This window comes from Cutibacterium nasicola (genome assembly GCF_052654715.2).
Genome location: NZ_CP199745.2, coordinates 1,165,741 through 1,189,675, shown reverse-complemented (window position 1 = coordinate 1,189,675; position 23,935 = coordinate 1,165,741). Strand labels below are relative to the sequence as shown.

At 63.1% G+C, this 23,935-nt stretch carries 27 protein-coding genes; 18 read left to right on the top strand and 9 right to left on the bottom strand.

Annotated elements, in window-relative coordinates; translation table 11 throughout:
* Positions 1 to 71: 71 nt before the first annotated feature.
* The 13 genes from thrS (at position 72) to ACUCCZ_RS05435 (ending at position 10,362) form a co-directional block, all read left to right on the top strand.
* Positions 72 to 2,141: a threonine--tRNA ligase gene (thrS, locus tag ACUCCZ_RS05495; protein WP_435916612.1), complete on the top strand. Its 2,070-nt coding sequence runs from the start codon at positions 72 to 74 to the stop codon at positions 2,139 to 2,141.
* A complete protein-coding gene (locus ACUCCZ_RS05490) occupies positions 2,134 to 2,694 on the top strand; it encodes an HIT family protein (protein WP_435916611.1) in 561 nt (186 codons plus the stop codon). Before thrS ends, ACUCCZ_RS05490 begins: the two co-directional genes overlap by 8 nt.
* Positions 2,687 to 3,310, top strand: coding sequence for a phosphatidylinositol phosphate synthase (pgsA, locus tag ACUCCZ_RS05485; RefSeq protein ID WP_435916610.1), 624 nt, complete (start codon positions 2,687 to 2,689; stop codon positions 3,308 to 3,310). Before ACUCCZ_RS05490 ends, pgsA begins: the two co-directional genes overlap by 8 nt.
* A gap of 45 nt (positions 3,311 to 3,355) precedes the next feature.
* Positions 3,356 to 4,009: a CDP-alcohol phosphatidyltransferase family protein gene (locus ACUCCZ_RS05480; RefSeq protein ID WP_435916609.1), complete on the top strand. Its 654-nt coding sequence runs from the start codon at positions 3,356 to 3,358 to the stop codon at positions 4,007 to 4,009.
* A gap of 20 nt (positions 4,010 to 4,029) precedes the next feature.
* On the top strand, positions 4,030 to 4,773 hold the full coding sequence (locus tag ACUCCZ_RS05475) for a DUF881 domain-containing protein (protein ID WP_435917013.1): 744 nt from the start codon (positions 4,030 to 4,032) through the stop codon (positions 4,771 to 4,773).
* Between the two features lie 42 nt (positions 4,774 to 4,815).
* Entirely contained in the window at positions 4,816 to 5,148 is a 333-nt protein-coding gene (locus ACUCCZ_RS05470) for a small basic family protein (RefSeq protein ID WP_435916608.1), read from the top strand.
* Entirely contained in the window at positions 5,141 to 5,893 is a 753-nt protein-coding gene (locus ACUCCZ_RS05465; protein WP_435916607.1) for a DUF881 domain-containing protein, read from the top strand. Before ACUCCZ_RS05470 ends, ACUCCZ_RS05465 begins: the two co-directional genes overlap by 8 nt.
* A 64-nt stretch (positions 5,894 to 5,957) precedes the next feature.
* The gene (locus tag ACUCCZ_RS05460; RefSeq protein ID WP_435917012.1) at positions 5,958 to 6,350 is read left to right on the top strand and encodes a glycine cleavage system protein H; all 393 of its coding nucleotides are present in this window, start codon (positions 5,958 to 5,960) and stop codon (positions 6,348 to 6,350) included.
* A gap of 46 nt (positions 6,351 to 6,396) precedes the next feature.
* On the top strand, positions 6,397 to 6,939 hold the full coding sequence (locus ACUCCZ_RS05455) for an FHA domain-containing protein (protein ID WP_435916606.1): 543 nt from the start codon (positions 6,397 to 6,399) through the stop codon (positions 6,937 to 6,939).
* Positions 6,939 to 7,649, top strand: coding sequence for a transcriptional regulator FtsR (ftsR, locus tag ACUCCZ_RS05450; protein WP_435916605.1), 711 nt, complete (start codon positions 6,939 to 6,941; stop codon positions 7,647 to 7,649). Before ACUCCZ_RS05455 ends, ftsR begins: the two co-directional genes overlap by 1 nt.
* Positions 7,650 to 7,731: 82 nt before the next feature.
* Entirely contained in the window at positions 7,732 to 8,211 is a 480-nt protein-coding gene (locus ACUCCZ_RS05445) for a bifunctional nuclease family protein (RefSeq protein WP_435916604.1), read from the top strand.
* 183 nt (positions 8,212 to 8,394) lie between these two features.
* Positions 8,395 to 8,982 (top strand): MerR family transcriptional regulator, encoded by a 588-nt coding sequence (locus tag ACUCCZ_RS05440; protein ID WP_435916603.1) that lies wholly within the window; start codon positions 8,395 to 8,397, stop codon positions 8,980 to 8,982.
* Positions 8,983 to 9,081: 99 nt separating this feature from the next.
* Positions 9,082 to 10,362, top strand: a complete 1,281-nt coding sequence (locus ACUCCZ_RS05435) for a YhjD/YihY/BrkB family envelope integrity protein (protein WP_435916602.1) — start codon at positions 9,082 to 9,084, stop codon at positions 10,360 to 10,362.
* 62 nt (positions 10,363 to 10,424) lie between these two features.
* Here ACUCCZ_RS05435 and ACUCCZ_RS05430 read toward each other — a convergent pair whose 3' ends face one another.
* Entirely contained in the window at positions 10,425 to 11,627 is a 1,203-nt protein-coding gene (locus tag ACUCCZ_RS05430) for a pyrophosphate--fructose-6-phosphate 1-phosphotransferase (RefSeq protein WP_435916601.1), read from the bottom strand.
* Positions 11,628 to 11,888: 261 nt separating this feature from the next.
* Between ACUCCZ_RS05430 and ACUCCZ_RS05425 the strand changes: the two genes are divergently transcribed.
* The 3 genes from ACUCCZ_RS05425 to ACUCCZ_RS05415 are packed head-to-tail and all read left to right on the top strand — an operon-like array spanning position 11,889 to position 13,600.
* Positions 11,889 to 12,209 carry a hypothetical protein gene (locus tag ACUCCZ_RS05425; RefSeq protein WP_435917011.1) on the top strand — a complete coding sequence of 107 codons (321 nt, stop codon included), beginning with the start codon at positions 11,889 to 11,891 and terminating at the stop codon, positions 12,207 to 12,209.
* Between the two features lie 37 nt (positions 12,210 to 12,246).
* Positions 12,247 to 12,867, top strand: a complete 621-nt coding sequence (locus ACUCCZ_RS05420) for an L-threonylcarbamoyladenylate synthase (RefSeq protein WP_435916600.1) — start codon at positions 12,247 to 12,249, stop codon at positions 12,865 to 12,867.
* 52 nt (positions 12,868 to 12,919) lie between these two features.
* The gene (locus tag ACUCCZ_RS05415) at positions 12,920 to 13,600 is read left to right on the top strand and encodes a 5'-methylthioadenosine/adenosylhomocysteine nucleosidase (protein WP_435916599.1); all 681 of its coding nucleotides are present in this window, start codon (positions 12,920 to 12,922) and stop codon (positions 13,598 to 13,600) included.
* A 46-nt stretch (positions 13,601 to 13,646) separates the two neighbouring features.
* Here the strand turns inward: ACUCCZ_RS05415 and ACUCCZ_RS05410 are convergent, their stop codons facing one another.
* The 5 genes from ACUCCZ_RS05410 to ACUCCZ_RS05390 all read right to left on the bottom strand — a co-directional run bounded on the left by ACUCCZ_RS05410 (position 13,647) and on the right by ACUCCZ_RS05390 (position 19,543).
* Complete coding sequence (locus ACUCCZ_RS05410; RefSeq protein ID WP_462981549.1) at positions 13,647 to 14,513, bottom strand: diacylglycerol/lipid kinase family protein; 867 nt, start codon at positions 14,511 to 14,513, stop codon at positions 13,647 to 13,649.
* Positions 14,514 to 14,602: 89 nt separating this feature from the next.
* Positions 14,603 to 15,253, bottom strand: coding sequence for an IMPACT family protein (locus ACUCCZ_RS05405; protein WP_435916597.1), 651 nt, complete (start codon positions 15,251 to 15,253; stop codon positions 14,603 to 14,605).
* Positions 15,250 to 17,004 (bottom strand): FUSC family protein, encoded by a 1,755-nt coding sequence (locus ACUCCZ_RS05400; RefSeq protein WP_435916596.1) that lies wholly within the window; start codon positions 17,002 to 17,004, stop codon positions 15,250 to 15,252. The genes ACUCCZ_RS05405 and ACUCCZ_RS05400 overlap by 4 nt, the downstream gene beginning before the upstream one ends.
* Positions 17,001 to 18,488: an Hsp70 family protein gene (locus ACUCCZ_RS05395; protein WP_435916595.1), complete on the bottom strand. Its 1,488-nt coding sequence runs from the start codon at positions 18,486 to 18,488 to the stop codon at positions 17,001 to 17,003. Before ACUCCZ_RS05395 ends, ACUCCZ_RS05400 begins: the two co-directional genes overlap by 4 nt.
* 35 nt (positions 18,489 to 18,523) lie before the next feature.
* A complete protein-coding gene (locus ACUCCZ_RS05390) occupies positions 18,524 to 19,543 on the bottom strand; it encodes a PAC2 family protein (protein ID WP_435916594.1) in 1,020 nt (339 codons plus the stop codon).
* 391 nt (positions 19,544 to 19,934) lie between these two features.
* Between ACUCCZ_RS05390 and ACUCCZ_RS05385 the strand changes: the two genes are divergently transcribed.
* A complete protein-coding gene (locus tag ACUCCZ_RS05385; protein WP_435917010.1) occupies positions 19,935 to 20,438 on the top strand; it encodes a peptidylprolyl isomerase in 504 nt (167 codons plus the stop codon).
* Between the two features lie 10 nt (positions 20,439 to 20,448).
* On the opposite strand, the gene ACUCCZ_RS05380 is transcribed toward ACUCCZ_RS05385, so the two are convergent.
* Both ACUCCZ_RS05380 and ACUCCZ_RS05375 read right to left on the bottom strand, forming a co-directional pair.
* The gene (locus ACUCCZ_RS05380; RefSeq protein WP_435916593.1) at positions 20,449 to 21,261 is read right to left on the bottom strand and encodes an alpha/beta fold hydrolase; all 813 of its coding nucleotides are present in this window, start codon (positions 21,259 to 21,261) and stop codon (positions 20,449 to 20,451) included.
* Positions 21,258 to 21,548 carry a hypothetical protein gene (locus tag ACUCCZ_RS05375; RefSeq protein WP_435916592.1) on the bottom strand — a complete coding sequence of 97 codons (291 nt, stop codon included), beginning with the start codon at positions 21,546 to 21,548 and terminating at the stop codon, positions 21,258 to 21,260. The genes ACUCCZ_RS05380 and ACUCCZ_RS05375 overlap by 4 nt, the downstream gene beginning before the upstream one ends.
* 64 nt (positions 21,549 to 21,612) lie before the next feature.
* Here ACUCCZ_RS05375 and nucS point away from each other — a divergent pair, with 64 nt between their 5' ends.
* On the top strand, positions 21,613 to 22,374 hold the full coding sequence (nucS, locus tag ACUCCZ_RS05370; RefSeq protein ID WP_435917009.1) for an endonuclease NucS: 762 nt from the start codon (positions 21,613 to 21,615) through the stop codon (positions 22,372 to 22,374).
* A gap of 81 nt (positions 22,375 to 22,455) precedes the next feature.
* Here the strand turns inward: nucS and ACUCCZ_RS05365 are convergent, their stop codons facing one another.
* Positions 22,456 to 23,817: a DivIVA domain-containing protein gene (locus tag ACUCCZ_RS05365; RefSeq protein ID WP_435916591.1), complete on the bottom strand. Its 1,362-nt coding sequence runs from the start codon at positions 23,815 to 23,817 to the stop codon at positions 22,456 to 22,458.
* Positions 23,818 to 23,935: the final 118 nt, after the last annotated feature.

Below are 23,935 nucleotides of genomic sequence, written 5' to 3'. Positions count from 1 at the left end.
TGCAACTCGAAGCAACCCGACCCGGTACGGCATTATTGGACCATGTCCGGCATCCGTCGGGCTGCCATCGAGTGAGGAAGTCAATCGTGTCCATCAGCATCACCCTGCACCGTTCCGGTATCTCCAGGACCGAGCAGGTGGACACCACCACTACCGGCCTGGACCTCTTCGGCTCCGAGCGTGGCATCGTCGCCATGCGGGTCGACGGCAATCTCGTCGATCTGCAGCGGGAGCTCCACGATGGAGCCGAGGTGGAGCCCGTCGAGGCGACCAGCGAGGACGGGCTCAACATCATTCGGCACTCGTGCACCCACGTCATGGCACAGGCCGTCCAGCAGTTGTACCCCGAAGTGAACCTGGGCATCGGTCCGTTCATCACCGACGGTTTCTACTACGACTTCGGCAACATTGAGCCGGTCACCCCCGAGGTGCTCACCGAGCTCGAGAAGCGGATGAAGCGGATCGTCAAGGAGAACCAGCGCTTCGTGCGCCGGGTCACCAGCGAGGAATCCGCCCACGAGGAGCTTGCCGACCAGCCGTACAAGCTGGAGCTCATCGGCACCAAGGGCAAGGGCGCCGAGGGGGCCTCGGTCGAGGTCGGTGACGCCGAGCTGACGATCTACGACAACGTGCGTCGCAACGGCGAGGTTGCCTGGAAGGACCTTTGTCGTGGCCCGCACGTGCCGTCGACCAAGTACCTGGCCAACGCCTTCGCCCTGACGAAGTTCTCGGCTGCCTACTGGAAGGGTGACCAGGGCAACGACCAGTTGCAGCGCATCTACGGCACCGCATGGGCCAGCCGTGAGGACCTCGTTGCCTATCAGGAGCGGATCAAGGAGGCCGAGCGCCGCGACCATCGCAAGCTGGGAGCCGAGCTCGACCTGTACTCCTTCCCGGAGGAGATCGGTCCGGGCCTGGTGGTCTTCCACCCCAAGGGTGCGATGCTGCGTCACCTCATCGAGGAGCACATCATTGCGCGCCACATGGAGGCGGGATTCTCCTTCGTCCACACCCCGGAGATCACCAAGGGCGGGCTGTTCCACACCTCAGGTCACCTGCCGTACTACGCCGACACCATGTTCCCGCCGATGCTCGTCGATGAGGAGCGTGATGAGGCGGGTAACGTCACCCGGGCCGGCCAGGAGTACTACCTCAAGGCCATGAATTGCCCGATGCACAACCTCATCTTCCAGTCGCGTGGTCGGTCCTACCGTGAGCTGCCGTTGCGGTTCTTCGAGATGGGCCACGATTACCGCTACGAGAAGTCGGGCGTGGTGCATGGTCTGACCCGGATGCGCGGGTTCGCCCAGGACGACTCCCACACGTACTGCACCCGGGAGCAGGCCCCTGGCGAGATCAAGAAGCAGATCGAGTTCTTCCTGTCGATCCTGGCCGACTTCGGCCTGAACGACTTCTATCTCGAGCTGTCCACCCGCGAGGAGGACGGCGCCAAGAAGGAGAAGTTCATCGGCTCCGACGAGGACTGGCAGGCCGCCACTGACACCCTCGACGACGTGTGCCGTAGCACTGGTCTGCAGTTGATCCCCGATCCGGGCGGTGCCGCCTTCTACGGTCCGAAGGTCTCGGTCCAGGTCAAGGACGCGATTGGGCGTACTTGGCAGATGTCGACGATTCAGTACGACTTCAACCAGCCGGAACGCTTCGACCTCGAGTACGCGGCTGCTGACGGCACCCACCAGCGCCCGATCATGTTGCACTCGGCCAAGTTGGGAAGCGTCGAGAGGTTCATCGGCGTGCTCACCGAGCACTACGCCGGCGCTTTCCCGGTGTGGCTGGCTCCCGTCCAGGTGCGTCTGGTCCCTGTGGCCGAGGCCTTTGACGGGTATGTCACGACCTTTGCCGACGTGCTGCGATCCCAGGGCATTCGGGTCGAAATCGACCTGTCGTCTGATCGCTTCGGCAAGAAGATCCGCAATGCCTCGAAGGAGAAGGTTCCCTTCACCCTCATCGCCGGTGGTGAGGATGCCGAGGCGGGTGCAGTCTCCTTCCGACTGCGTGACGGTTCCCAGGTCAACGGCATCGCCCAGGACGAAGCCGCGCGTGTCATCGCGGCCTGGAACAAGGACCGTCGCAACGATGACCCGACCGCTGAGACCTTGCGCGGAGTCGTCGATGACTGAGGATTACCGTCTTGAATTCGCCGAGGACCTGGTTGGGGTCCCGGACCCCTTCCGGAGGTTCTGGACCCCGTATCGGATGGCGTACATCGGTGGTGAGAACAAACCTCGTGGTGACCGCCCGGAGGATGGGTGCCCGTTCTGTGCCGCTCCGAAGCGCAGCGACGAGGACGCCCTCATCGTTCACCGTGGCCAGACCTGCTACGTCATCATGAACCTCTACCCCTATGGACCGGGGCACATGCTGGTGTGCCCCTACCGTCACGTCGCTGGCTATGTTGACGCCACCGAGGAGGAGGTCATCGAGATGGCCCACCTCACCCAGGCCGCCATCCGGACCCTTCAGGAGGTGTCCCACCCGCAGGGATTCAACGTCGGGATGAATCAGGGGCCCTCTGGTGGAGCCGGAGTGGCCGCCCACCTGCACCAGCACGTCATTCCACGCTGGACAGGAGATACGAACTTCCTTCCGATCGTGGCCGGTGTTCGTGCCGTCCCGCAGCTGCTGGGAGACGGACGTCAGCTGTTGGCCGATGCGTGGGTGGCTCATGCTTGAGCACTTCCGGGCCGCTTGGGCCAAGGTCATGAACCCCATCGCCGACGCCTTGCTGAGGGCACACGTCACCCCCGACATGGTCACGTGGGTCGGCACCATCGGCGCCGTCGCCATGGCGCTCATCTGCTTCCCACAAGGATGGTTGTGGCAGGGGCCGTGGCTGGTCGCCCTGTTCATCTTCTCCGACTCACTCGACGGAAACATGGCCCGCAAGATCGGGCGTCAGTCCCAGTGGGGATCCTTCCTCGACTCCACCTTGGATCGATTCGGTGACGCCGCCATCTTCGCGGGAGTCGCGTTGTACTACGCCGGCTCCGGAGACAACTTGCTGTGGACCTCGATGTCCCTCGCCGCGCTGGTCTTCGGCATGGCCACTTCCTACGTGCGTGCCAAGGCCGAGTCCCTGGGGCTGGAGGCCAAGGTCGGCATCGCCACCCGTGCGGATCGTCTGCTCGTCAGCCTGCTGGCCATCGAGATCACGGGTCTGGCCAAGGCAGGGGTTTTTCCTCACTGGTGCCTGGTCGTTCTACCGATTGCGCTGTGCTACCTAACGGTGGCCGGAGCCATCACCGTGGTGCAGCGGATGATGGCGGTGCGTCGAGCGTGTCAGTCGTGATGGGTCGGGTCGCGGCGTGGTCAGGCTCTCGACTGGATGGATGGAATGGTTAGGGTGGACGCCGTGACGCGCACCCTGCCGCCTGAGGAAGTGTCCGAGGCCAATCCGTGGGACACCGATCGATTCTGGACGGTTCCCAACGTCTTGTCGGTGATACGTCTGGTCGGCGTACCTGTCTTCCTGTGGCTCGCTCTGGGGCCACGGGAGGATGGCTGGGCCGTTGCGGTGCTTGCCGTTGCCGGCATCACCGACTGGCTCGACGGCAAGATCGCCCGGCGCTGGCACCAGGTCTCGCGCATCGGCCAGATGCTTGACCCCATCGCCGATCGTCTCTACATCTTCGCCACGGTCATTGCGCTGACCCTGCGCGACGTCATCCCACTGTGGTTGGTCATCCTGCTCGTTGCCCGGGACGTGTGCATGGCATGTCTGGTCCCGGCGCTGAGAACTCGCGGATTCACCTCGTTGCCGGTGCACTTCGTCGGCAAGGCGGCGACGTTCTGCCTGCTGTACTCCTTCCCGCTGGTCTTGCTGGGACACCTCGGAACTGGTGGCTGGACGGTCTGCCGGGTCCTCGGATGGGCCTTCGCGATCTGGGGAACGACGCTGTACTGGTGGGCCTTCTTCCTCTACCTCGTCCAGAGCGTTCAGATCGTTCGCACCCTGCCGCGGGCCGATCGTCGGGGTGAGCGATCGTGAAGCAGCGTCCTGATGCGTCGATGGACCTGCTACGGGAGGTCCGCTCACAAGCCTTGGACCAGGGGTATCAGGAGTACCACGACCGTAACCCCAGCAGTATGAAGCGACGTCGGGTCGGGGTCGCTGCCGTCGCCATCCTGCTCGTCACCGGGGTGCTCATCGGCATCGCCTGGCGTTCAACGGCTGCACGTGCGCCGCTGGACGCACGAGAACGCAAGAATTTGGTCGCCCACGTGCAATCGGCCCAGGCCCACGAATCAGCTCAGCATGCCGAGTTGGCCAGGTTGCGCGCCTCCGTGAACGCCATGAAAGCTGCCTCCGCAGCGCCCATTGACGATGAGGCCGGGCAGGACTCAGCGCTGATCCCACTGACGGGCCCCGGGGTGCGGATCTTCCTTGATGACGCCAATGCGGCGCCGGACGATGAACTCGGTGACGCCGACCTGCGCAAACTCGTCAACGCCTTGTGGCAGTCCGGGGCGGAGGCCGTGGCCGTCAATGGCCACCGAATCGGGCCCCGCACGGCGATCCGCTCGGCCGGATCGGCGATCACCGTCGACTACGTGTCGCTCTCCCAGCCCTATGTCATCGAGGCGATCGGCTCCCCGCAGACGATCCCGGCGAAACTGGCTGACACACCTGAAGGTCGCTGGATGACCTATCTGAGAGACAATTCATCGATCACTTATACGGTGGCGACGAGGGATCGGGTCTCGGTGCCAGGGTCGAAGGCGTCGGTGAGTCATGCGAGTCCTCATCGATGACAGTGAGACGATGAACGTCATCGGTACACAGGAAGGACACCCATGATTGCGCTCATCGGCCTGGTGGTCGGGATCATCATCGGCATCGTGGTCAACCCGACGCTGCCACCTGGCCTTCAGCCCTACCTGCCGATCATGATCGTCGCTGCCCTTGATGCCATTTTCGGTGCGATACGTGCCTATCTGGCCCGCACCTTCTCCGACCGCGTCTTCGTCGTCTCATTCCTCTCCAACGTCGCTATCGCGGCCCTCATCGTCTGGGTGGGTGACCAGATCGGTGTGGGATCGCAGTTGTCGACTGCCGTCGTCGTCGTGCTCGGCATCCGAATCTTCACCAACGCTGCCGCCATTCGGCGAGAGGTGCTCCATGCCTGAGCACCATGACCGGCGGGAGTGGGCCGAGAACCACTGGCGCAAGATCGGCAAGGACCTGACCTCGGTGTCGACCGGGCAGGTCCTCGTCGCCATCATCTTGTGCCTGTGTTCCTTCATGATCGTCACTCAGGTGCGTTCCCAGCACAATCAGGACGCCTACGCGACGATGAGCAGGGCGGACTTGGTGACGATGCTGGACACTCTCTCGGAATCCTCCCGCCAGCTGGATTCCGAAATCGCTGACCTGCGTGCCACGACGAGGGAGCTGCAATCGGGAGCCAATTCACGCAGGGTTGCTCAGCAGCAGGCTGAGGACCGATTGACCCGGATGAAGGTGTTGGCCGGCACGGTTCCGGTCCATGGACCGGGAATCAGGATCACCATCAACGACCCAGATGAGAAGGTGACCTCTGACATGGTGCTCGACGCCGTCGAGGAGATGCGCGACGCCGGGGCTGAAGCCATGGTTCTCAACAACAAGGTTCGCATCGTTGCCGACACTTGGTTTGCTGCCAGCCCTGACGGTCTCCAGGTCAGCGGAACGACGATCAGTCGTCCCTACACCCTCACCGTCATCGGTGAGCCCCATGCCCTCCGGGAGGGTGCACGGTTCCGTGGTGGCCTGGTCTCCCAGATGGAGTCCGACAAGGTGGGGGCCTCCGTCGAGATCACGACCTTCCAGGACCTCACCATTTCCGCGGTTGCCCATCCGCGTCCGATGACTCACGCCACACCGATGAGATGACGCGGGCGGCGAGGCGTTGAGCGCGGTAGTCTGCCCGTACGAGGATATTTCCGTCGGCCGTGTCATGGAGGTGGCGATGACCGAGATTCCCGATGATGTGTTGTGCACCTCGGATCACCTGTGGGTCAGGCCCGGTAATGGTGACAGGGTGCGCGTCGGAGTCACGTCGGCCCTCCTCGACCAGTTCGGGCCGGTGGAGTCGTTGTCCCTTCCTGACGACGGGGAGGAGATCGTTGCGGGAGACACCTGCGGCGACATGGAGTTCTCGTCTCGCAGCTGGGAGCTCGTGTCCCCGGTCGCCGGGGACGTCGTCTCGGTCAACCAGTCGGTTGACGCCGACCTGCTCGAGGCAGACCCGTGGGGTGATGGATGGCTCTTTGACGTGAGACTGTCCGACCCTGAAGAGCTCGACGAGTTGCTCGACCCGGACGAATACCTCGCGAGCATGGGGGAGTGACCCCTAAAATGACTATTTCGGAGACCCCGAGAGCGAGGACGCGAACATGAACAAGTGCCCCATGTGCGGCCACGTCAATGAAGATGACGCAAACTTCTGCTCCCGATGCGGGACCCGGCTCGGGGTGCCCATCGACACCCCCGGGGACAACACCGGCGTGATCCCGACCATCACCGAACCGACGGTGGCCGAGGAGACCTCGCCCAACCTTGACCTTCCTGCTGACGTGTTGCAGGACATCGCCGACCTGCCGGTCGAGAACGCCATGCTGGTGGTGCGACGCGGACCGAATCTCGGTGCGCAGTTCCTGCTTGACCAGGATGAGACGACGGCTGGACGTTCCACTCGATCTGACATCTTCCTTGACGACATCACGGTCTCTCGTCACCACGTGAAGTTCATCCGTCAGGCCGACGGTCGCATGATCATCGAGGACCAAGGCAGCCTCAATGGCACCTACGTCAACCGCACCTTGGTCGACGGTTCGGCCGTGCTGCGGGACGGCGACGAGGTGCAGATCGGCAAGTTCCGGATGACCTACCACACCGGCGGGACGGCATCTGGTGCCGACGGGGCTGGTCGCGGCTGATGCCAGGATCTGTCCGCACCATCGGGCAGGTGATGAAGACTCTCAAACCGGATTTTCCCGATCTGAGTATTTCCAAGATCCGATTTCTAGAGTCCGAGGGCCTGCTGTCCCCTGAGAGGGCACCATCGGGATATCGCAAGTACTCCGACTCTGACGTCGAAAGATTGCGGTACATCCTCACGTGTCAACGTGATCATTTTCAGCCGCTGCGTGTCATTCGCGACCATCTGGAGATGATGGACCGGGGCGAAGAGCCTCCGGTGGCCGAGGCACCGCCGCTGCCGACTGAAGGTGAGGGGACTCCTGCCCCGAAGGCTCCGGCAGGCCAGGGAATCGTCCAGACCCGTGGTCCCATCAGGATGAGTCGGCGTGAGCTCATCAGAGCCTCGGGTATCACTGAGGCCCTGCTCATGGAACTCGAGCGTCACCAGCTGGTGCGTCCCAAGAGAGGGGCGTCCTACTTCGGGCAGGAGGCTCTGGTCATCTGCGTCGCGGCCCGACGACTTTCTGCCTATGGGATGGACACCCGCCACATGCGTGCCATCCGTCAGGCAGCTGAGCACGAGGCCGGTCTCATTGAGCAGACCCTCATTCCGCACGCTCGTCATCCCGAGCAGGCCTCCAGGATTGCCGCCGAGACGACCAAGGTGATGATGCACGCCCATACGGCGATGGTCTACGACATGTTGGACCATTGGTCGGCGAACTGAGTCTGGTCAGCTGCGCCCGTCCTTGCCACCTGAGTGTTGTCATGCCGAGGGATTGCTGCTGGGGCCGCGCTAGGCTGGCCGCATGGTCTTGCTCGAGGTTGCCGAGATTCAGACCGAACCGGTCTCCGGAGCGGCGGTGCTGCTGTTGCGTGAGGTCGATGGTCGTCGCCATCTTGCGTTGTGGATTGCAGAGCCAGAGAAAGTGGCCATCACCGACGCCATCAATGAGAAGGAGCCGATCCGGCCCTACACCCATGACCTGCTCGCACGAGTTGTCGCGGTGCTGTGTGAGGAAGAACCGCAATGCGTCATCACCAAGGTCGAGGACGGCATCTGGTTCGCAGAGTTGGTGCTGGGGGACATGAGGATCGATGCTCGGCCCTCCGATCTGGTTGCCCTGGCACTGCGTCTTCCGGTTCCGATCTGGTGCACCGAGGAGGTCATCTCCTCGGCGGGAATCCTCCTTGATGCCGGCCCGGAGGACGCAGTGGAAGAGTTTCGGCAGTTCCTGGACCAGGTCAGCCCGGATGACTTCGGGCCTGGACCCTTGACCTCTGGTTGACCTTGAGCCCACGGTAAAATTCCTTGTCAAACCTATATTTGTTGCTGGAGTGTGAGGACGGTGTGAAGCGATCGGCGTGGCTTCGACGGTGATCGAGGCTGGCGCCGTAGCGTCGAGGGCGTTCGACGGGGCAACCGTGCTCCGCCGTTGAGACCATGAACAGAACTGGTGAAGGGTGACGAGATGGCAGCGACCGGTGAGCAGCCGAGTGTTGGAACTCCCCTCGACGGCCCCGCGCGTCGCGGCCAGGACGCCCTCTTCGAGGGTGACTTCGCTCCGATGCCCGAGGACATCGGATTCCGAGGGCCTGTCGCATCCGGCGCAGCCGGCATCACCTACCGTCAGCTCGACTACTGGGCGCGAACGGGGTTGGTCCGTCCGGAGATCCGACCTGCTCGCGGTTCCGGTAGCCAGCGTCTCTACTCCTTCCGCGACATCCTCATGCTCAAGGTCGTCAAGCGCCTGCTCAACGCCGGGGTCTCCCTGCAGCAGATCCGGGTTGCCATCGACCATCTGCGCAGCAATGGCGTCGAGGACCTCTCCCAGGTCACCCTCATGAGTGACGGGGTCTCGGTCTACGAGTGCACCAACGACAACGAGGTCATCGACCTGCTGCGCGGTGGCCAGGGAATGTTCGCCATTGCCCTGGGAGGGGTGTGGCGAGACGTCCAGGGGAGCCTCGCTGAGCTACCCAGTGAGCGCCTCAATCCAGCTGATGGGGAAGAGCTCGACGAGTTCACTGCCAGAAGAATTGCCAAGCACGCCTCCTGAACTGGCGATGAGTTGATGGGAAATCGTCCCCGTCTGCATGCCCGTTGAGCGTGCGCCGGGAGTGCCCTCCATGCAATGATTCGCAATGAGGAGGCCCCTGTGAAGGACATGATTGCCGCTATCGTGAAGCGGCCCAGCATCGCTCATCTGCTGCGAGCCCACACCAGATTCACCCGACGACTCGGCAACCATTTCGCCGCATCCATCACCTATTTCACGGTCCTGGCGATCGTCCCGGTCATAGCATTTGCTTTTGCTGTGCTGGGATTGATTCTGAGTCGTTTGAGCCCGCACTTGCTCACTCAGGTGGTGGATTCGGTCGTGAGCCTGGCCACGCAGCAGAGCGACAAGGAACAAATTCGCGGCGTTATCGAGAACGCGATGAAGGTCGGCGGATCGATCTGGGCGTTCATCGTCTCCATCCTCACCGCATTGTGGGCCGGAATCGGCTGGGTCGGAAACATCAGCGAGGGAATTCAGGCGGAATGGGCCCCAGATTTTGACATGGTGGCAGACGACCGAGGATTCCTGCGCGCCAAACTCTCCGACATGCTGGCATTCCTGGGACTGTTGCTGGTGAGCCTGCTGACGATCATCACCTCCCAGGTTGGTTCCTCGATGACAGGGCTGTTGGCGAGGTGGACTGGCCTCGACACCGTTCCTGGCCATGGCCTTCTGCTGACTCTGGCGGGCCTGCTCGCCACGACGATTGCTGGCTGGTTGCTCTTCATCTTCCTGTACACCGTCATGCCGCGTGGCAAGCCGGTGTGGCGTCCGATCCTCAAGGGATCCTTGGCCGCAGGTTTTGCCCTGGCCCTGCTGCAGGTTGGTGCCGGCTACCTTGTCCAGGCCTTCAGCTCCAACAAGGCTGTGCAGGCCTTTGGATCAGTCATCATCATCATGTTGGTCTTCGACCTCATCGCTCGATTGATTCTCTTCATCGCCTCGTGGATCGCGACGGCGAACCAGCCTGCTGTCGGCAAGGAGTGGAACGACTGCGACGAGCCCCTGCTCGGCCGTGACGACTGCCATACCGTTGAAGGACACTGGCAGGCGGCTCTGGCAGACCGCGCCCGCAAACACGCCAAGAAGGCTGAGAAAGACGACGTGGAGGTCGCCGAACCGGCTGGCAGGTACCGCATCATCGAAGGGGTTGCCCGTCAGACTGACGACGAGGAGGAGACGCCGCCACGTGGTGCTGCCGATCTCATCTCGGCGACCTTGACCGGCCACCAGAACACTCAGCTTCCTGGAATCGTTCATCTGGCACCAGCCCCCGAGAAGGACCGCCGTGGACCTGTCCTTCACGTCCTCGTGACGGCAGGACTCACCGTGGGTGCCTTCCTCGTGGGCAGGCACCAGGACCGAGGCGGCTACTGACACGGAGAAAGGTGGGGCCAGACGGGATCGGATCACATGACCATCGCCTCATCCATCTGGGATCAGTGGGCCTGGCCGATCTCGTCGAGCATCTTGACGAACCAGTCGGTCGTGGTGTCGAAAGGCTTGCCACCCTTGATGCGGTCGAAGGCGATGCTGGTGAGCTCGTCTCCGTTCTCCTCGTCCTGCCCGATGACGCCAGCCTTGCCGGCGAGGGCGCAGTCAACGGCCAGATCGGTACAACGACCGATGAGCTCGAGGTCGGCCGCATTGGAGGCAGCCGAACGGGAGAAGTAACCCGACTTCTGGATCATGACCTTCTCGGCTCCCAGCTTCTCGGCGAACTGCTTGCCGAACCAGGCGCCAGGGTTGACCTTGTCGAGCTTGACGTGACCGAAGGGGTCGTGCGGAACTTCCTGACCGGCCTTCTCCATCTCCTCAATGATGGCGTCGAGGCCAGCTCCCTCGGAAAGGAAGATGGTGACGTTGCCGATCTCGTCCATGACCTTGTTGAGGCGCTCGGCCTCGGCCTCGAGGTCGAGGTGGGCTTCCGGGACGTACACGGCGTGGACGTCCCAAGCCTCCTTGGACAGACCGATCTCGGGCACCCACTCCTGGTCCTCCAACCACTCGCGGTACTTGGCTGCGGTGGCGGCGGTCAGCCAGCCGCAGTTACGTCCCATGACCTCGTGGACGATGAGCATGCGGGACCCGGAGTTGTGCTCCCCAACGATGTTCTGGGCAAAGCGGGAACCCTGCTCAGCGGCGGTCCAGGCGCCCAGTGACTGACGGATCGGGATGACGTCGTTGTCGATCGTCTTGGGCAGACCGACGACGGTCAGGCCGTAATCGTGCTTGGCCAGGTAGGCGGCGAGGTCGGCGGCGGTCGTGTTGGTGTCGTCGCCGCCAATGGTGTGCAGGACGTCGACCCCGTCGGCGACCAGACGGTCAGCGGCAACCTTGAGGGGATCGTCGCCTTGCCTGACCAGACCACGCTTGACGAGGTCGGCGGCGTTGGTGAGCTTCACGCGGGAGTTGCCGATCGGGGAACCACCGAAACGCTTGAGGATGTTGGCGTTCTTGCGGACGGTGTCGGTGACCTCGATGAAGTCTCCCTTGAGCAGACCCTCGTAGCCGTGCTTGTAGGCGATGATCTCGACCTCGGGGCCAACCTCGGTGTAGCGCTGGATCAGACCACTGATCGCCGTGGACAGGCAGGGCGCGAATCCACCGGCGGTGAGAAGAGCGACCTTCTTGACGGCCATGGGGAAACCTTTCGTTCGTCGTGCGATGACGCTGTCAAGCCTATGGCATGAGCCGAAACTGCACACCGGGGGAGTGAAAGTCAACCCTTTTCAGGACACACGGTGTTGTGCTGGTGTGTGTGCATGACGAGTACTGTTTTATTGCGCCGACATGTGGTCAGTGCGGCGAGGATGGATGGTGTCCAGCGTCGTGGTGATCGTGGCGTCAGTCTGTCCGTCGTCGTGACGGTGTTGCTTCCGGTCCTTCTCCTTGCTGCTGGAGTGGCTGTGGACGGGGCAGAACAGGCGAGGGCTGTGCGGATTGCCCACACCGTCGCCGCGGAGGCTGCTCGGGCTGGGTGCGAGGAGGGATCGGCTGCTCAGCTGGTGGGACGGGACGGCTCCGGCTCGGCACGCAAGGCCGCGGAGGAGTCGGCTCGTGGGGCCCAGCTCAAGGGAGTGAGTCGGCTGGCCATCGACGTCGAGGGAGACGCCGTCAGTGTCGCTGCGCAGGTGACCAGACCAACGCATCTGCTGTCGCTCATTGGTGTGACGGCGGTCCATGGACAGGCACGCGAAATGTGCACGCTGATGGCTCGCTGACCGCCATGTGGCGCCGCTGCGGCGGTATCATGACAAGGTGTCCACGTATTTCCCGGTGCATCCGGAGAACCCGCAGCAACGTTCCCTCACCCAGGTCGTCGACATCCTGCGCGACGGTGGCCTGATCGCATACCCGACCGACTCGGGGTACGCGTTCGGGACACGGCTGGGAAACAAGGACGCCTTGGACCGGATTCGCAAGCTTCGTGAACTGTCCGACAAGCACCACTTCACCTTGGTAATGAGTGAGTTCGCCCAAGTCGGACAGTACGTCCAGATGGACAACTGGGTCTTCCGGGCCGTCAAAGCGGCCGTGCCCGGGCGATACACCTTCATCCTCAAGGCGACCCGTGATGTACCGAAGGTCATGCTCCACCCGCGCAAGAAGACCGTGGGCGTCAGGGTGCCCCAGCACGTGACGGCCCTGTCCCTGTTGGAGGCCCTTGACGAGCCCATCGTCTCCTCGACCCTCATCATGCCCGGACAGGAGTCTCCGATGATTGACGGGTGGCAGGTTCAAGACGAGATCGGTGACCATCTGGATGCCGTCATCGATTCGGGGGACTGTGGCATCGAACCGACGACGGTGGTTGACTTCACCTCCGGGGAAGCAGTCATCACACGCCGTGGTGCCGGCGATCCGGCCCCTTTCGAGTGACGCCATCTGTCCCCCCGAATCGTGACTGCGACTGACGAAGGGTTTTGACGACGTGCTTGGTCTGATGGGCGCGATGGAGGACGAGGTCCGTCTCATTCGCGAGGACCTCGACGAGGTCGTGGAGCTGGACGGTCCGTGCGAATTGCTGCGCGGTCGGTTGGACGGAACAGCGCTGGTGCTGGCGAAGTGTGGTATCGGCAAGGTGAATGCGGCCCTGGCGGCTTCGGCCATGGTCCAGGCCGGCGCCACCAGTATCGTCTTCACCGGTGTTGCTGGTGCCGTGGCTCCCGGTCTGGGAATTGGTGACGTCGTCGTCGGGAACAGGTTCCGCCAGCACGATGCCGATGACACGGCCTTCGGTAATCCCATCGGCATCGTCCCTGGGGAACCAGCGTTCTGGGAACCGGACCCGGAGCTCTTCGCCAAGGTGTTGGGGGCACTGCTAGCTCTCGAGGAGCCGCGCGGTCACCAGGTCGTGGCCGGAACCATTGTCAGCGGCGACCAGTTCATCGCCCAGGCCGAGAAGGTTGCGTGGTTGCGCACCACCTTTGACGCCAGTGCCGTCGAGATGGAGGGTGCGGCTCTGGCACAGGCGGCGACCCATCTCAGGGTGCCCTTCGTCGTCGTGCGAATCCTGTCGGATTCCGCCGATGGCGAAGCCGTCTCCGACTTCCCAGCCTTCCTCGATGACGCCGCTCATCGCGGACGCGACCTCGCTCACGCCTTGGTCTAGGCCTGACAGCCCAGGTGTCAGGTTTGACTCCATCAGGCACGAGTCCTCAGGCCCGCACCAGCAGGGCTCCGGGTGCCACCCGTGTTCTCATCGTCGTCACCATGCCCACTGGATCGCCATCAACCTCGGCGAGAACCGGTCCGGACCCTGACGTCACGAGCGCTGTTCGTGAGGGGGCGTGACGAACCAGCCGGTGCCCGTGGCGATGCCGGGTGACGAAGTGGTCGAGGACGGCGACCCATCCGACGATCCCGTGCGGTGACAGGGTCAGGACGTCCAGGGCTCCGTCGTCAATGCGGCCGTCCGGGACGAGATCGACTCCGCCGGGCAGGACGGAGCAATTGCACACCAGCACCGTCCGAGCCCTCGTGACGACGGGTGTGCGACCATTGACGCTGGTGCGAGCCCGGAACCCGGGTTGGATGAGGGCTCGGGTGCCTGACACCACATAGGCCAGCCATCCGACCTTGTCCTTGAGTCGGTCCGGGGTGGAGGCCATCGTCTGTGCATCCATGCCCATGCCGATGATGACGGTGAAGCACATCTCCTCGGACTCGTCGAAACGTACGTAACCAAGATCGATGGCCCGTACTGGGCGGGTCAGCACAGCGTCGAGGGAGGCTGCCAGATCGGTGTGGGGCAGATTGAGATTGCGGGCCAGCAGATTGCCCGTCCCCATGCCGAGAATCCCCATCGGGACCCCGGTGCCTGCTAGACCAGCCACGACCTGACGGATCGTCCCGTCGCCGCCCAAGACCAGGACGAGGTCGGCACCATCAGCGACAGCGTCCTTGGCCAACCCCTGACCGAAGTCATTGTCGGTGGTGGGAAGGAAGTACGGGTTGACCCCCAGGTGCTCCTGGCATTTGTTCTCGACGAGAAGGCGCCACTGGGGATTGTTGGTAGTCTTCATCGAATTGTGGATGACTGCCACGGTGCGCGGCTGAGGTGTGTGCACGTCGTCAGCCTAGGTCATCAAATCATCGTCATGGCACCTCCATTTCAGTGCATGAGGTCGACCCAACACTGCGCCCGCGGCGTCAGATCGACGTCACGGCCCAGGAGTTCGGCCAGTTCGACGGCCAGATGGTCGGCCTGACCTGCTCGGCAAGCCAGGGTCAGGAGGGCCCCGTCTGCGGCGTAGTCGACCGTCATGACCTTGTGTCCGGCAGCTCGGATGACTCCTTCGTCATGACCAGCATGGCGTAGGTCGAGCAGGGTCGTGAAGGTGTCCACAAGGACTCGACGATGTAGCGAGGCCGAGTTCAAGGCATTGGTGACCGCGTTCCCATAGGCGCGGGTCAGGCCGCCAGCTCCCAGCTTGATGCCACCGAACCACCGGCTCGTGACGGCCACGACGTCCGACAGATGCGGTTGGTCGTACCTACTGGTTGCCATGAGAGCATTCAAAGTCGGCATTCCGGCTGTTCCGGCAGGCTCGCCGTCGTCGCTGCAGCGCTGGATGTGACGATCCGATCCAAGGACGAAGGCGGAGACATGGTGACGAGCATCGTGGCCATGTCGTCTCACCCGGGCAATGACGTCACGAGCTCCTTCCTCGGTCTCGACGCGGACCAGCCTGGTGCGGAAGATCGAGCGTTTGATCTCCAGCTCAGCCTCGACCTGGTCCGTCAGGACGACGTACTCGTTCACTTGACCCCCGGCAGGGAGGCGACCATGTCGAGGCGGATCTTCTCCATCTCATGGGCGACGATGTGGGCATCGAGGTTCTGATTCGAGATGGGAGGCAGACTGGTGATGAAGATCGCGATGTCGGCCAATACTCGGCGTGCCCACGGCACGGGCTCGTCGGTGGTGTGCCAACACACCGAGAGCAGATCGTAGCCGGTCTCGGTGACGGTGCGATCAACCTTGGACCAGTCCTGTAGAGCTTGTGGGGCGTCGGGGCGAGTAGCAGAGAGCAGAGCAGACCCGCGGACCAATTCATGGATCATTTGGTTGCGTTCCACCTGGGCCTGTGGGGTGTTGGTGTGGCCGGCTGACAGTGACCGCAGCACGGGCATCATCGAGCGCAAGGTGCGACGGTACTGGCTGCGCACCAGAAGCACTGGCGCTCGCCGACCGACGACGTGGATCGTGATGATACCGACGGCAAGACCGACGACTGTCTCGACGATCCTGTCCTGGGCGAGCTGGTACATCTCGCCCGGCTGGGTGAGTGGTGTCATGAGCAGCGCGAAACAGGTGATGAAGATGCAGGCGATGCCGTAGTTGCGCGTCACCAGAGCTTGCATGATCCACAGGAACACGATGATGAGGCCGATCTGGACCCACCCGGATGGCCCGAATGCTGCCACGACCAGATAGAGCCCCAGACCGACAGCCGTCCCGAGCACGCGGTGGATGGCCCGGATGGTCATGTCAGATCGGGTGGCGTCCATGTGCATGAGGATCAGCACGCTGAGGATGGCCCAGTAGGGATGGCCGAAGGGCAGCACGATCATGAGCAAGGCTGCGAAGAAGACGCCGGTGCCTGCTCGAAGTGCCAGCATGGTCGGTCGGGAACCACGCTCCAATGCTGTCCGGAGCAGATAACTGGTCTTGGGCCGCCCCAGCGGAGTCCAGCCCAGATCGTCCGGAAGGGACACGTCGGCGGACGGGAAGGCCTCCAGCCTCAGCTCGTGTTCCAGGCGCATGTGGGCGGTGACGAGCCGGGCTCTCAGCTGGGAGAGCTCAGATTTCTCCGACGGGTTGTCGGCCCCAGAGGCGTGACCATCGTTGTATGCCCACCACGCCTGATGGATGGCAGCGTGGGCTGCCGAGCGCAGCCGGGCAATCTCGTGGCTGTCGGCATCCTCGTCGGGCTCGCAGTAGTTGTTGACCGCTGTCTCGGCCTTCTTGACGGCGAGCCGTGCCGGTCGGTGCGGCGAGATGACGCAGATGATCATTGACACCGTGGCGGCGATGAGGAAGGAGGGGCCGGTCGAGGTGAAGACCGTTGTGATCGTCCAGCCATGGCTGGCCATGTAGGCACCGAAAGCCCCGGCGAAGAGGATGTTGAGAGGCCCTGGCGGGCCCAATTGCAGAGCGTGCCACGCCCAGATGACGACGAGGCTCCACGCGGCGAGGATGAGCGGCATGAGCCACTCCACCCGCATGGACAACAGGCCGAGACATTGGGAGAAGACCGTTGCAATGCCGACGCCGATGAGGATTCGAGCGCGCGACAGTGGGGCATTGCTGTTGCCGGCCAGCGCGCCCATGGCCCCCATCATTCCCATGGCTGCATGGGTCGGCTCGGTGATGAGCCCTATCGTCACCAAGGACACGGCCATCGGGATGATGAGGATGACTGCCTGCTTGTTACGTCCCGGGGCCGGGCGAATGATGATCAGCCTGTGCAGCAGGTGGCGCAGTGAGGATGGCTTGTCAGTCGGGTTCATCGATGCACCGAATCAGTGCTCGTCGTCGTGGGACGCCCCATGGTCACGGTGGTGGACCATCCCGTGTCGACGTCGGTGATCGTCGCGGTGACCATACCGGTCTCGAGGATGGTGTAGGTCTCCTCAATGAGGTGACCGTTGTCCACCTCGTGGACGTCGACCTGGTCAACGTCGAGCTCGGTTCCGGCGTTCTGCAGGGTCTCGTCGAAGGGGAAGACAACCGTGGTGAAGGGGATGAGGTCACCCACGGGTCCGCCATGGGCGTCAGTTCGCGAGAATTCCACGAAGCGGAAGACACCGATGTTGTGACGGCAACGGTAGGTTCGCGTGATCGGCATCGTTCCAGACAGTCGGGTGCTCTGGTCGGTGAGAACGTCGAAGCCGACCCCCCGTCCGAACTCAGTCTCGCGGAACACGCCGAAACCGCGGGAGAGACGATCCTGGATTCCCAGGGTGTCCGTGTCTGCGGCGACTGCCAGCCCGATCGCCGTGGCCGAGGTCGGATTGGGAGAACGGTGCACTCGTCGCCCGAAGAACTCACGCAGCCTGCGGGGAACGATTGGCAGGGACGTGGCGCCACCGACGAGGTGGATGCCGGCGACGTCGGAGTCAGTACTGTTGAGCAGGGAGGACAACGGATCCATGGTCTCGATGGTGCGATCGATCAGCGGCTGGCACACTTCGGCCACCTCGGCGACCGGAATGCGCAGAGTAGTCGAGTCGAGGTCGACCAGGAGATTGCGGGACTGGGGGTGTAAGGCCTCCTTGGCGATCCGGCACGCCTCGACGAGCTCGTCACGATCAACGGGGGTGTCACCGAGACGATGGGCTGCCAGATCAGCCAGCACCTCGTCGAAGTCGTCGCCTCCAAGATCATTGAGACCAACGGAGTCGAGGACTTCCGGACTCTGGTTGGCCATGTTCACCAGGGATGCGTCGAAGGTGCCGCCACCGAGGTCGTAGATGATGACCTGGGTGCGCTTGGAATTGAGGTTTCGAGCCTGACGGAGGGCGAATTCCAGCCCGGCCGCGGATGGTTCGTTGACGAGGCCGAGCACCTCAATGCCGGCCTGACGCGCAGCATCCATCGTCACGAGACGCTGTCCGGTGTGTGCGTGGGCGGGAACACCGAGGACGGCGCGATGAGATCCGGGGACGTCGATGCAGGAGATGACATGGCGCAGGAAGTCGGCCCACAGATCGACCAACGGGATCTCCATCTCTCCGATGTGGACCAGGGTCGACGGGCCGACTCCTGGTGCCGCCAGCAGGCGCTTCACCGAGCGGATGCCAGGAGCGCCACCGGCCATCGCCTGGCGGGCCTCGAAGCCGTGGAGGACAGACCCGTCAACGACTGCGCTCACGCTGGGCAACTGGTCGTGAGAGTCTCCGTCAGTGTCGAGGAAGGGCAACAGGGGATGATTTCCGTTGTCAACAGAAGCCACCGCAGTGTAGGTGGTTCCCAAGTCGATTCCCAGGTCCATGGTGGGCAGTTTATGGCTGGGTACCAACACTGCCATTACTGGTCCGAATCGCCTCCGCGACGGGGGTGGTAATCAGGTGTGTCGTCGTCGGATTCACCATCGCTACCGCGCCGCGGGCCGGACACAGTGTCCTCGCTGTCCGAGTCGTCCTCGCACTCGTCGGTGTCATCAATGGAACGCAGGAAGTCCTCAACCTCGGCGCCAATGTCCTCGGCGTCTGGGACCGTGACCTCAGTGGCGCCGAGTTCACGTTGGGCAACTCGCGAGTCGTACTGCTCCTCAAGGGCGTGAAGCATGGCCTTCAACTCCTCGGACCCATCGACCTGGGCGTCGATCTCGGCACGAACGGTCTTGGTGGCCATTGCCAGCGAGTTGATGGGCAGGGCCAGGCCGGTTGCGCCACGCAAGGCCTCGACGAGGGCGCGGGCCGACTCCGGGTAGTCCACGTCAGCCAGGTAGTGCGGTACGTGGGACGCCAGGCCGATGACGGCGTGGTTGGTCTGGCCCAAACGCTGTCCGAATACGACCGGGAAGGAGGCCGGCACCTGGATGCGGCCGAACGGCGAGGTGGACCCCAGGATGAGTTCGGGACGCGACGCCCATCGGGTGACCATGGCCGGCCTGGTATGAGGGGTCGGCACCGGAATCGAATCAGTGATGACCGTCAGACGGACACCCATGGAGTCCACCAGGTTCGTCAACGAGGACACCAAGGTCTCCCAGCCCAGTGCCGGTTCAGGGCCGTCGAGGACCAGGAACGCCTGTCCGAGTTGGTCCGTGACCTCGTGGAGGACCAGACGAGGGCGTTCGTACCCCTCGAAATGGTCAGTGTCAAAGATGATGGGCTGACGGGAATCGCGGTGGTCCAGCAGGAAGTCGATGTCAAATTCTCCGAGCTCGTGGTGGGGGAGTTCGGCGAAGATGGCGTCACGTACCCGTGCCTGTACCCGCCCGGTGTCGTTGAACGACTGCACCAGGGTGATGAGGGCGGACACCTCCTCATCGGGACCCACGGTGCCGGGATGCCAGCTGAAGCGATCGCTCTGCTGATCCATGGGTGTCCTCCTTTCCAATAGGTCCAGGTTGATGCAACCCCGTGAGTCCTCACTCTATTCCGTTGTGACGCTGGGTAGCCTGACTGCGTTGCAAAACGACAGAAGGACGGACTACATGAGGAAGATGCGCCGAGCAGCTACCGTGGTCGCCGTTGCAGGGTTCTCCCTGCTTGCCGGATGCTCACAGACCAGTGGAGAGGTGCCCGGGGTCAGCGATTCCCCCGATCATTGGTGGACGGTTTCCCCCTCGGCGACCGGCCAGCCTGCCAGCACTCACGAAGCCCAGCAGAGTCCCGCCCCTGCCCCAGCAACGACGGCGACGCCGACACCAGCGGCAGCCAGCGGTCCGTGCGGGTATGCTGTGACCGGCAAGGCTGCTCGTCCTGTGGACATGCCCCATTCCGACCAGATCGAGAGGGCGGGATCGACGAGCGTGACCTTGGTGATCAATGACACTCCAGTGGTGCTGACCGTGGATCGTGCCACGGCTCCGTGCGCCGTCAACTCTTTCATGTCCCTGGCCGAGCAGGGGTTTTACAACGACACGTCGTGCCACAAGTTGGTGACCAGGGACACGAAATACCTCCAGTGCGGTGACCCGGGCGGCACTGGTAATGGCGGACCCGGGTACTCGTACCCGGTCGAGAGGGGAGCCAAGACTGGCGGATCCGTCGGAGCGGGCACCCTGGCCTTGGTGACCGATTCCCAACACCGTTTCGGATCCCAATTCGCCCTGGTCTATGGCGACTCCAAGCTGTCAGACTCATTCCTGGTCATCGGGAGCATCGATCAGGGTGGTGTCGACAGCATCTCCGACATCGCTGACAAGGGGTTGGCCGAGGATGGGAGCTCTCCCAAGATCAACACCCGTATTGGCTCGGTGGTGATGGGCTGAGCCTGCGCCCTCAGGAGGGATCGCCCGGGCAGCGCGACAGGAAAGCTGCCAAAACCTGCACGAATACTGTGGGTTGATCCGAGTGTACCCAATGACCCGAGTTCTTCACTCGAATTCGGCGCACCTGGGGGAAGAGCTCGTGCATGGCCTGGGAATGATCTGGACCGACGTACTCAGATTCCTCAGCGGTGATCCACAGCACCGGTCCGTCCCAAGTCGCATTGACCGATGGCCACGAGCCAATGTCTGACAAGGCATTGCCGAGCAGATCAAGATTCATCTGCCAGTACCAGCGGTTGTTCTCACCGGTGTTGTGTCGCAGGTTCTGTAGCAAGAACTGACGGATCGTCGCGGAAGGGACTTCGTCGGACATCTGCTCCTCGGCCTCGCGTCGTGTGGTCAAGGCTCTCAGATCCACGGACTTCATGGCATGGACGAGAGGAGCCAGGAGGGTGAGACGTGAGTCCACCGGTGCCATGTCGACGACCGTCAGGCTGCGCGCCAGATCAGGATTGTCGAGAACTGTCCGCATGACGACCTTGCCACCCATCGAGTGGCCCAGGAGATGGACCGGGCGGTCCTCGCTGGTCTTCCTGACCGTCTCGGAGAGTGCCTCGGCCATGGCAGGGTAGGAGAAACGCTGTGTCCAGGGGGAACAGCCATGGTTCGGCAGGTCGACGAGGATGCACCGGTAGGCGTCCGGATCGGTGGCGAGGAGGTCGTTGGCGACCCTGGTGAAGTTCTTTCCCTGCCCGAAGACCCCGTGACACCAGTAGACGTCCTGACGACCGTCACCAAGGGTGGTCAGGTGAAGCTCATTCATGGACGTGACCTCCAACACCCGGTGTGCCAGTGTCGACGTTCCTCGACCGGGGACGTGGAGAACATCGATGGTTTATGTGGCCAGGCGACGACATGCGGGGTCCCCGGCCGGATGGGATGCAGGCACCCGGGACAGGTGTAGACCTTGAGTGCTCGGTCAGCGGGCACCGTGCGTACCACGTGCTGACCGTCCCTCTTGTACTCGGAATGGGGATGGCTGGCCGCAGTGAGGGGTCGGGGTCGACGCTGCCACTTGCGCGAACCATGATGATGACCCATGTGGCCCATTGTGCCGCATGTGGTGCCGGAGACGACACCACCCGAGGCCGGGCGCTCCCCACGCCCGGCCACCATGACGGCGTTCGAGGTTGAGGCTCAGGTGCAGGTAGAGTCCGACTTCGTGCGTCTCGTCATTGCTCCCTGCCAGGTTGACTACACCGGTCGTCTCACGGCCCATCTTCCTTGGGCAAAGCGGCTCATCGTCGTCAAGTCGGACAACTCGGTGAGTGTCCATGCTGACGACCGCGCATACAAGCCACTGAACTGGATGAGTTCCCCATGCACCCTGACGACCCGCCCCTGTCTGCCCGACGAGCCGGCTGCCACCGCCGCCGTTGACGCCGAGGTCGAAGAGGTTTGGGAGGTTGATGCCCCGACGGGAGATCATCTGCAAATCCTGCTGGGCCCGAAGATCCTCGACGTCACCGAGGAACTGGGAATCGATCCCGGTCTGCAGAAGGACGGGGTGGAGGCCCATCTTCAGCAGTTGCTTGCCGAGAACCCGGACACCTTCGGGGAGGGTTGGTCGTTGGTCCGCCGTGAGTACATGACGCCGATTGGTCCGGTGGACCTGCTGTGCCGCGATGCCGAGGGTGTCTATGTCGCGGTCGAGGTCAAGAGACGCGGAGAGATTGACGGTGTCGAGCAGCTCACCCGCTATCTCGAGCTCATGAACCGCGACCACCTGCTGGGTGACCGGGTCAGGGGAGTCTTTGCGGCTCAAAGGATCAAGCCGCAGGCGCGCACCCTGGCCACCGATCGCGGAATCGAGTGCGTCACCGTCGACTATGACGACCTGCGTGGCATGGACCACCCGGAAGACCGTTTGTTCTGAATCCGGATCATCCCTGGCTCTTGGGAAAGACGTGACCCCCGACCAGACGATCGGGGGCCACTCACATGCCAGGGCCAGTTCTCACTTCTTGGGTGTGCTGCCCTGAGGGAGAACCTGGGTCCTCTCATTGTCGGACTCATCATCCTCGGAGTTCTGGGGCTCAGATTGCTGGGCAGCGTTGACGTCGCGCTGCGTGTCGCCATTCTTGGTCTTGCCACCCTTGACCGTTGGGAGCACCTGGGTGGCCTGATTATCCTTGGGAGCTTCTGACTCAGCCGAGGTGCCGGCGCTCTGGGGCTTTGCCTTCGGATCGATGATGATGGTGGCATCCTCGGTGCGGTCGGCCTCCGCCTGCTCGGCGAACGGATCGGCGTCGGGGTAGGCGCTCTCGGCCTCTCCCGCCAGAGCCTTGAGGTTGCTGAGCTGGGCGATGACCGCCTTCTTGCGCTGCAGCAAGGCTGCAGTCTCGCGCTCCAACTGCTCCTTGCGCCAGGCGTATTGTTCCTCGAGGCGTTCCTTCATCATGGCTGCCTGACGGTGAGCCGTGGCAATACGGTTCTCCGCGTCGCGGGCAGCTTGATTGCGAATGGACTCGGCCTCCTCGAGCGCGTTTTGACGGATGGCGTCGGCCTCTTCCGTGCGTTTGGTGACGGTATCACTGCTGGCCTGCTGATGAGCCCTGGCCTGTTCGAGGAGCTTATTGATCTTCGCCATGGCCTGGTCGTGGTTGGCGCGCGCCTCTGCAGCGATGGCAGCGGTCTCTTCACGAGCCTTCTGGGTGATCTCGGCGGCTTCGTGACGAGCGGACTCGGTGATCCCGGCGGCCTCGGAACGAGCCTTCTCGATGATTTGCGAGACTTGGGCCCGGGCGTTCTGATCGATGGTCGACGCCTTGGTTCGTGCTTCGGTGACGATGGCCTCGGCATGGGTTCCGGCCTGCTCGACGATGGTTCGGGCCTGCAGACGGGCCTGTTCGACGCAAGCTCGGGAATCCTTGGCAGCTTGGTCACGCAGCTCACGCTGGTTGGCCAGCCCGGCGACACGGATGTCGTCGGACTCGGTCTGGGCGGCGGCGCGCATGTCAGCAGCGACCCGACGGCCCTCCTCCTTGATACGTTCGGCCTCGTTGCCAGCGATGGCGACGATGTCCTTTGCCTGGGCCTCGGCGGCGGTGAGGATTTCGGTGGCGTGGACTCCCAGACGTTTGAAATCGGTCTGGGTGGCCTCAGCTTGGGCCTGAGAGACCTGCCCACGTAGGTGCCGGGTGAGTTGTTTCAGGGTCGAGACCTGCTGCTCGATCTCCCGGACGTAGTTGTCGACGCTGGTACGGTCGTAACCCCACATCGAATGGGTGAAACTACCGGCCGCGCTGGCGGTGTCGTCGAAGAGGTTGAGTCCGGTCTCCTCGTCGAATTGGCCGTCAGAAACGTCTTTTGTGCTCACCGATGGTCCCCTTCCATTAGATGACTCCAACTTTACCAATTGGTACCGAATCACAACGGCGCTACTCATCGGGACGAGACGGGCTCCGGAGACAGCGTCTCCGGAGCCCGAAAACCTC

Coding starts and splice junctions, on each gene's coding strand:
- ACUCCZ_RS05465 (WP_435916607.1), top strand. CDS start 5,141: ATGCCTGAGCACCATGACCGGCGGGAGTGGGCCGAGAACCACTGGCGC.
- ACUCCZ_RS05490 (WP_435916611.1), top strand. CDS start 2,134: ATGACTGAGGATTACCGTCTTGAATTCGCCGAGGACCTGGTTGGGGTC.
- ACUCCZ_RS05385 (WP_435917010.1), top strand. CDS start 19,935: ATGCCCCATTCCGACCAGATCGAGAGGGCGGGATCGACGAGCGTGACC.
- ACUCCZ_RS05445 (WP_435916604.1), top strand. CDS start 7,732: ATGGTCTTGCTCGAGGTTGCCGAGATTCAGACCGAACCGGTCTCCGGA.
- nucS (WP_435917009.1), top strand. CDS start 21,613: ATGACGGCGTTCGAGGTTGAGGCTCAGGTGCAGGTAGAGTCCGACTTC.
- ACUCCZ_RS05430 (WP_435916601.1), bottom strand. CDS start 11,627: ATGGCCGTCAAGAAGGTCGCTCTTCTCACCGCCGGTGGATTCGCGCCC.
- pgsA (WP_435916610.1), top strand. CDS start 2,687: ATGCTTGAGCACTTCCGGGCCGCTTGGGCCAAGGTCATGAACCCCATC.
- ACUCCZ_RS05455 (WP_435916606.1), top strand. CDS start 6,397: ATGAACAAGTGCCCCATGTGCGGCCACGTCAATGAAGATGACGCAAAC.
- ACUCCZ_RS05400 (WP_435916596.1), bottom strand. CDS start 17,004: ATGAACCCGACTGACAAGCCATCCTCACTGCGCCACCTGCTGCACAGG.
- ACUCCZ_RS05460 (WP_435917012.1), top strand. CDS start 5,958: ATGGAGGTGGCGATGACCGAGATTCCCGATGATGTGTTGTGCACCTCG.
- ACUCCZ_RS05475 (WP_435917013.1), top strand. CDS start 4,030: ATGGACCTGCTACGGGAGGTCCGCTCACAAGCCTTGGACCAGGGGTAT.
- ACUCCZ_RS05395 (WP_435916595.1), bottom strand. CDS start 18,488: ATGGACCTGGGAATCGACTTGGGAACCACCTACACTGCGGTGGCTTCT.
- ACUCCZ_RS05410 (WP_462981549.1), bottom strand. CDS start 14,513: ATGAAGACTACCAACAATCCCCAGTGGCGCCTTCTCGTCGAGAACAAA.
- ACUCCZ_RS05480 (WP_435916609.1), top strand. CDS start 3,356: ATGGTTAGGGTGGACGCCGTGACGCGCACCCTGCCGCCTGAGGAAGTG.
- ACUCCZ_RS05440 (WP_435916603.1), top strand. CDS start 8,395: ATGGCAGCGACCGGTGAGCAGCCGAGTGTTGGAACTCCCCTCGACGGC.
- ACUCCZ_RS05380 (WP_435916593.1), bottom strand. CDS start 21,261: ATGAATGAGCTTCACCTGACCACCCTTGGTGACGGTCGTCAGGACGTC.
- ftsR (WP_435916605.1), top strand. CDS start 6,939: ATGCCAGGATCTGTCCGCACCATCGGGCAGGTGATGAAGACTCTCAAA.
- ACUCCZ_RS05390 (WP_435916594.1), bottom strand. CDS start 19,543: ATGGATCAGCAGAGCGATCGCTTCAGCTGGCATCCCGGCACCGTGGGT.
- ACUCCZ_RS05375 (WP_435916592.1), bottom strand. CDS start 21,548: ATGGGCCACATGGGTCATCATCATGGTTCGCGCAAGTGGCAGCGTCGA.
- ACUCCZ_RS05470 (WP_435916608.1), top strand. CDS start 4,816: ATGATTGCGCTCATCGGCCTGGTGGTCGGGATCATCATCGGCATCGTG.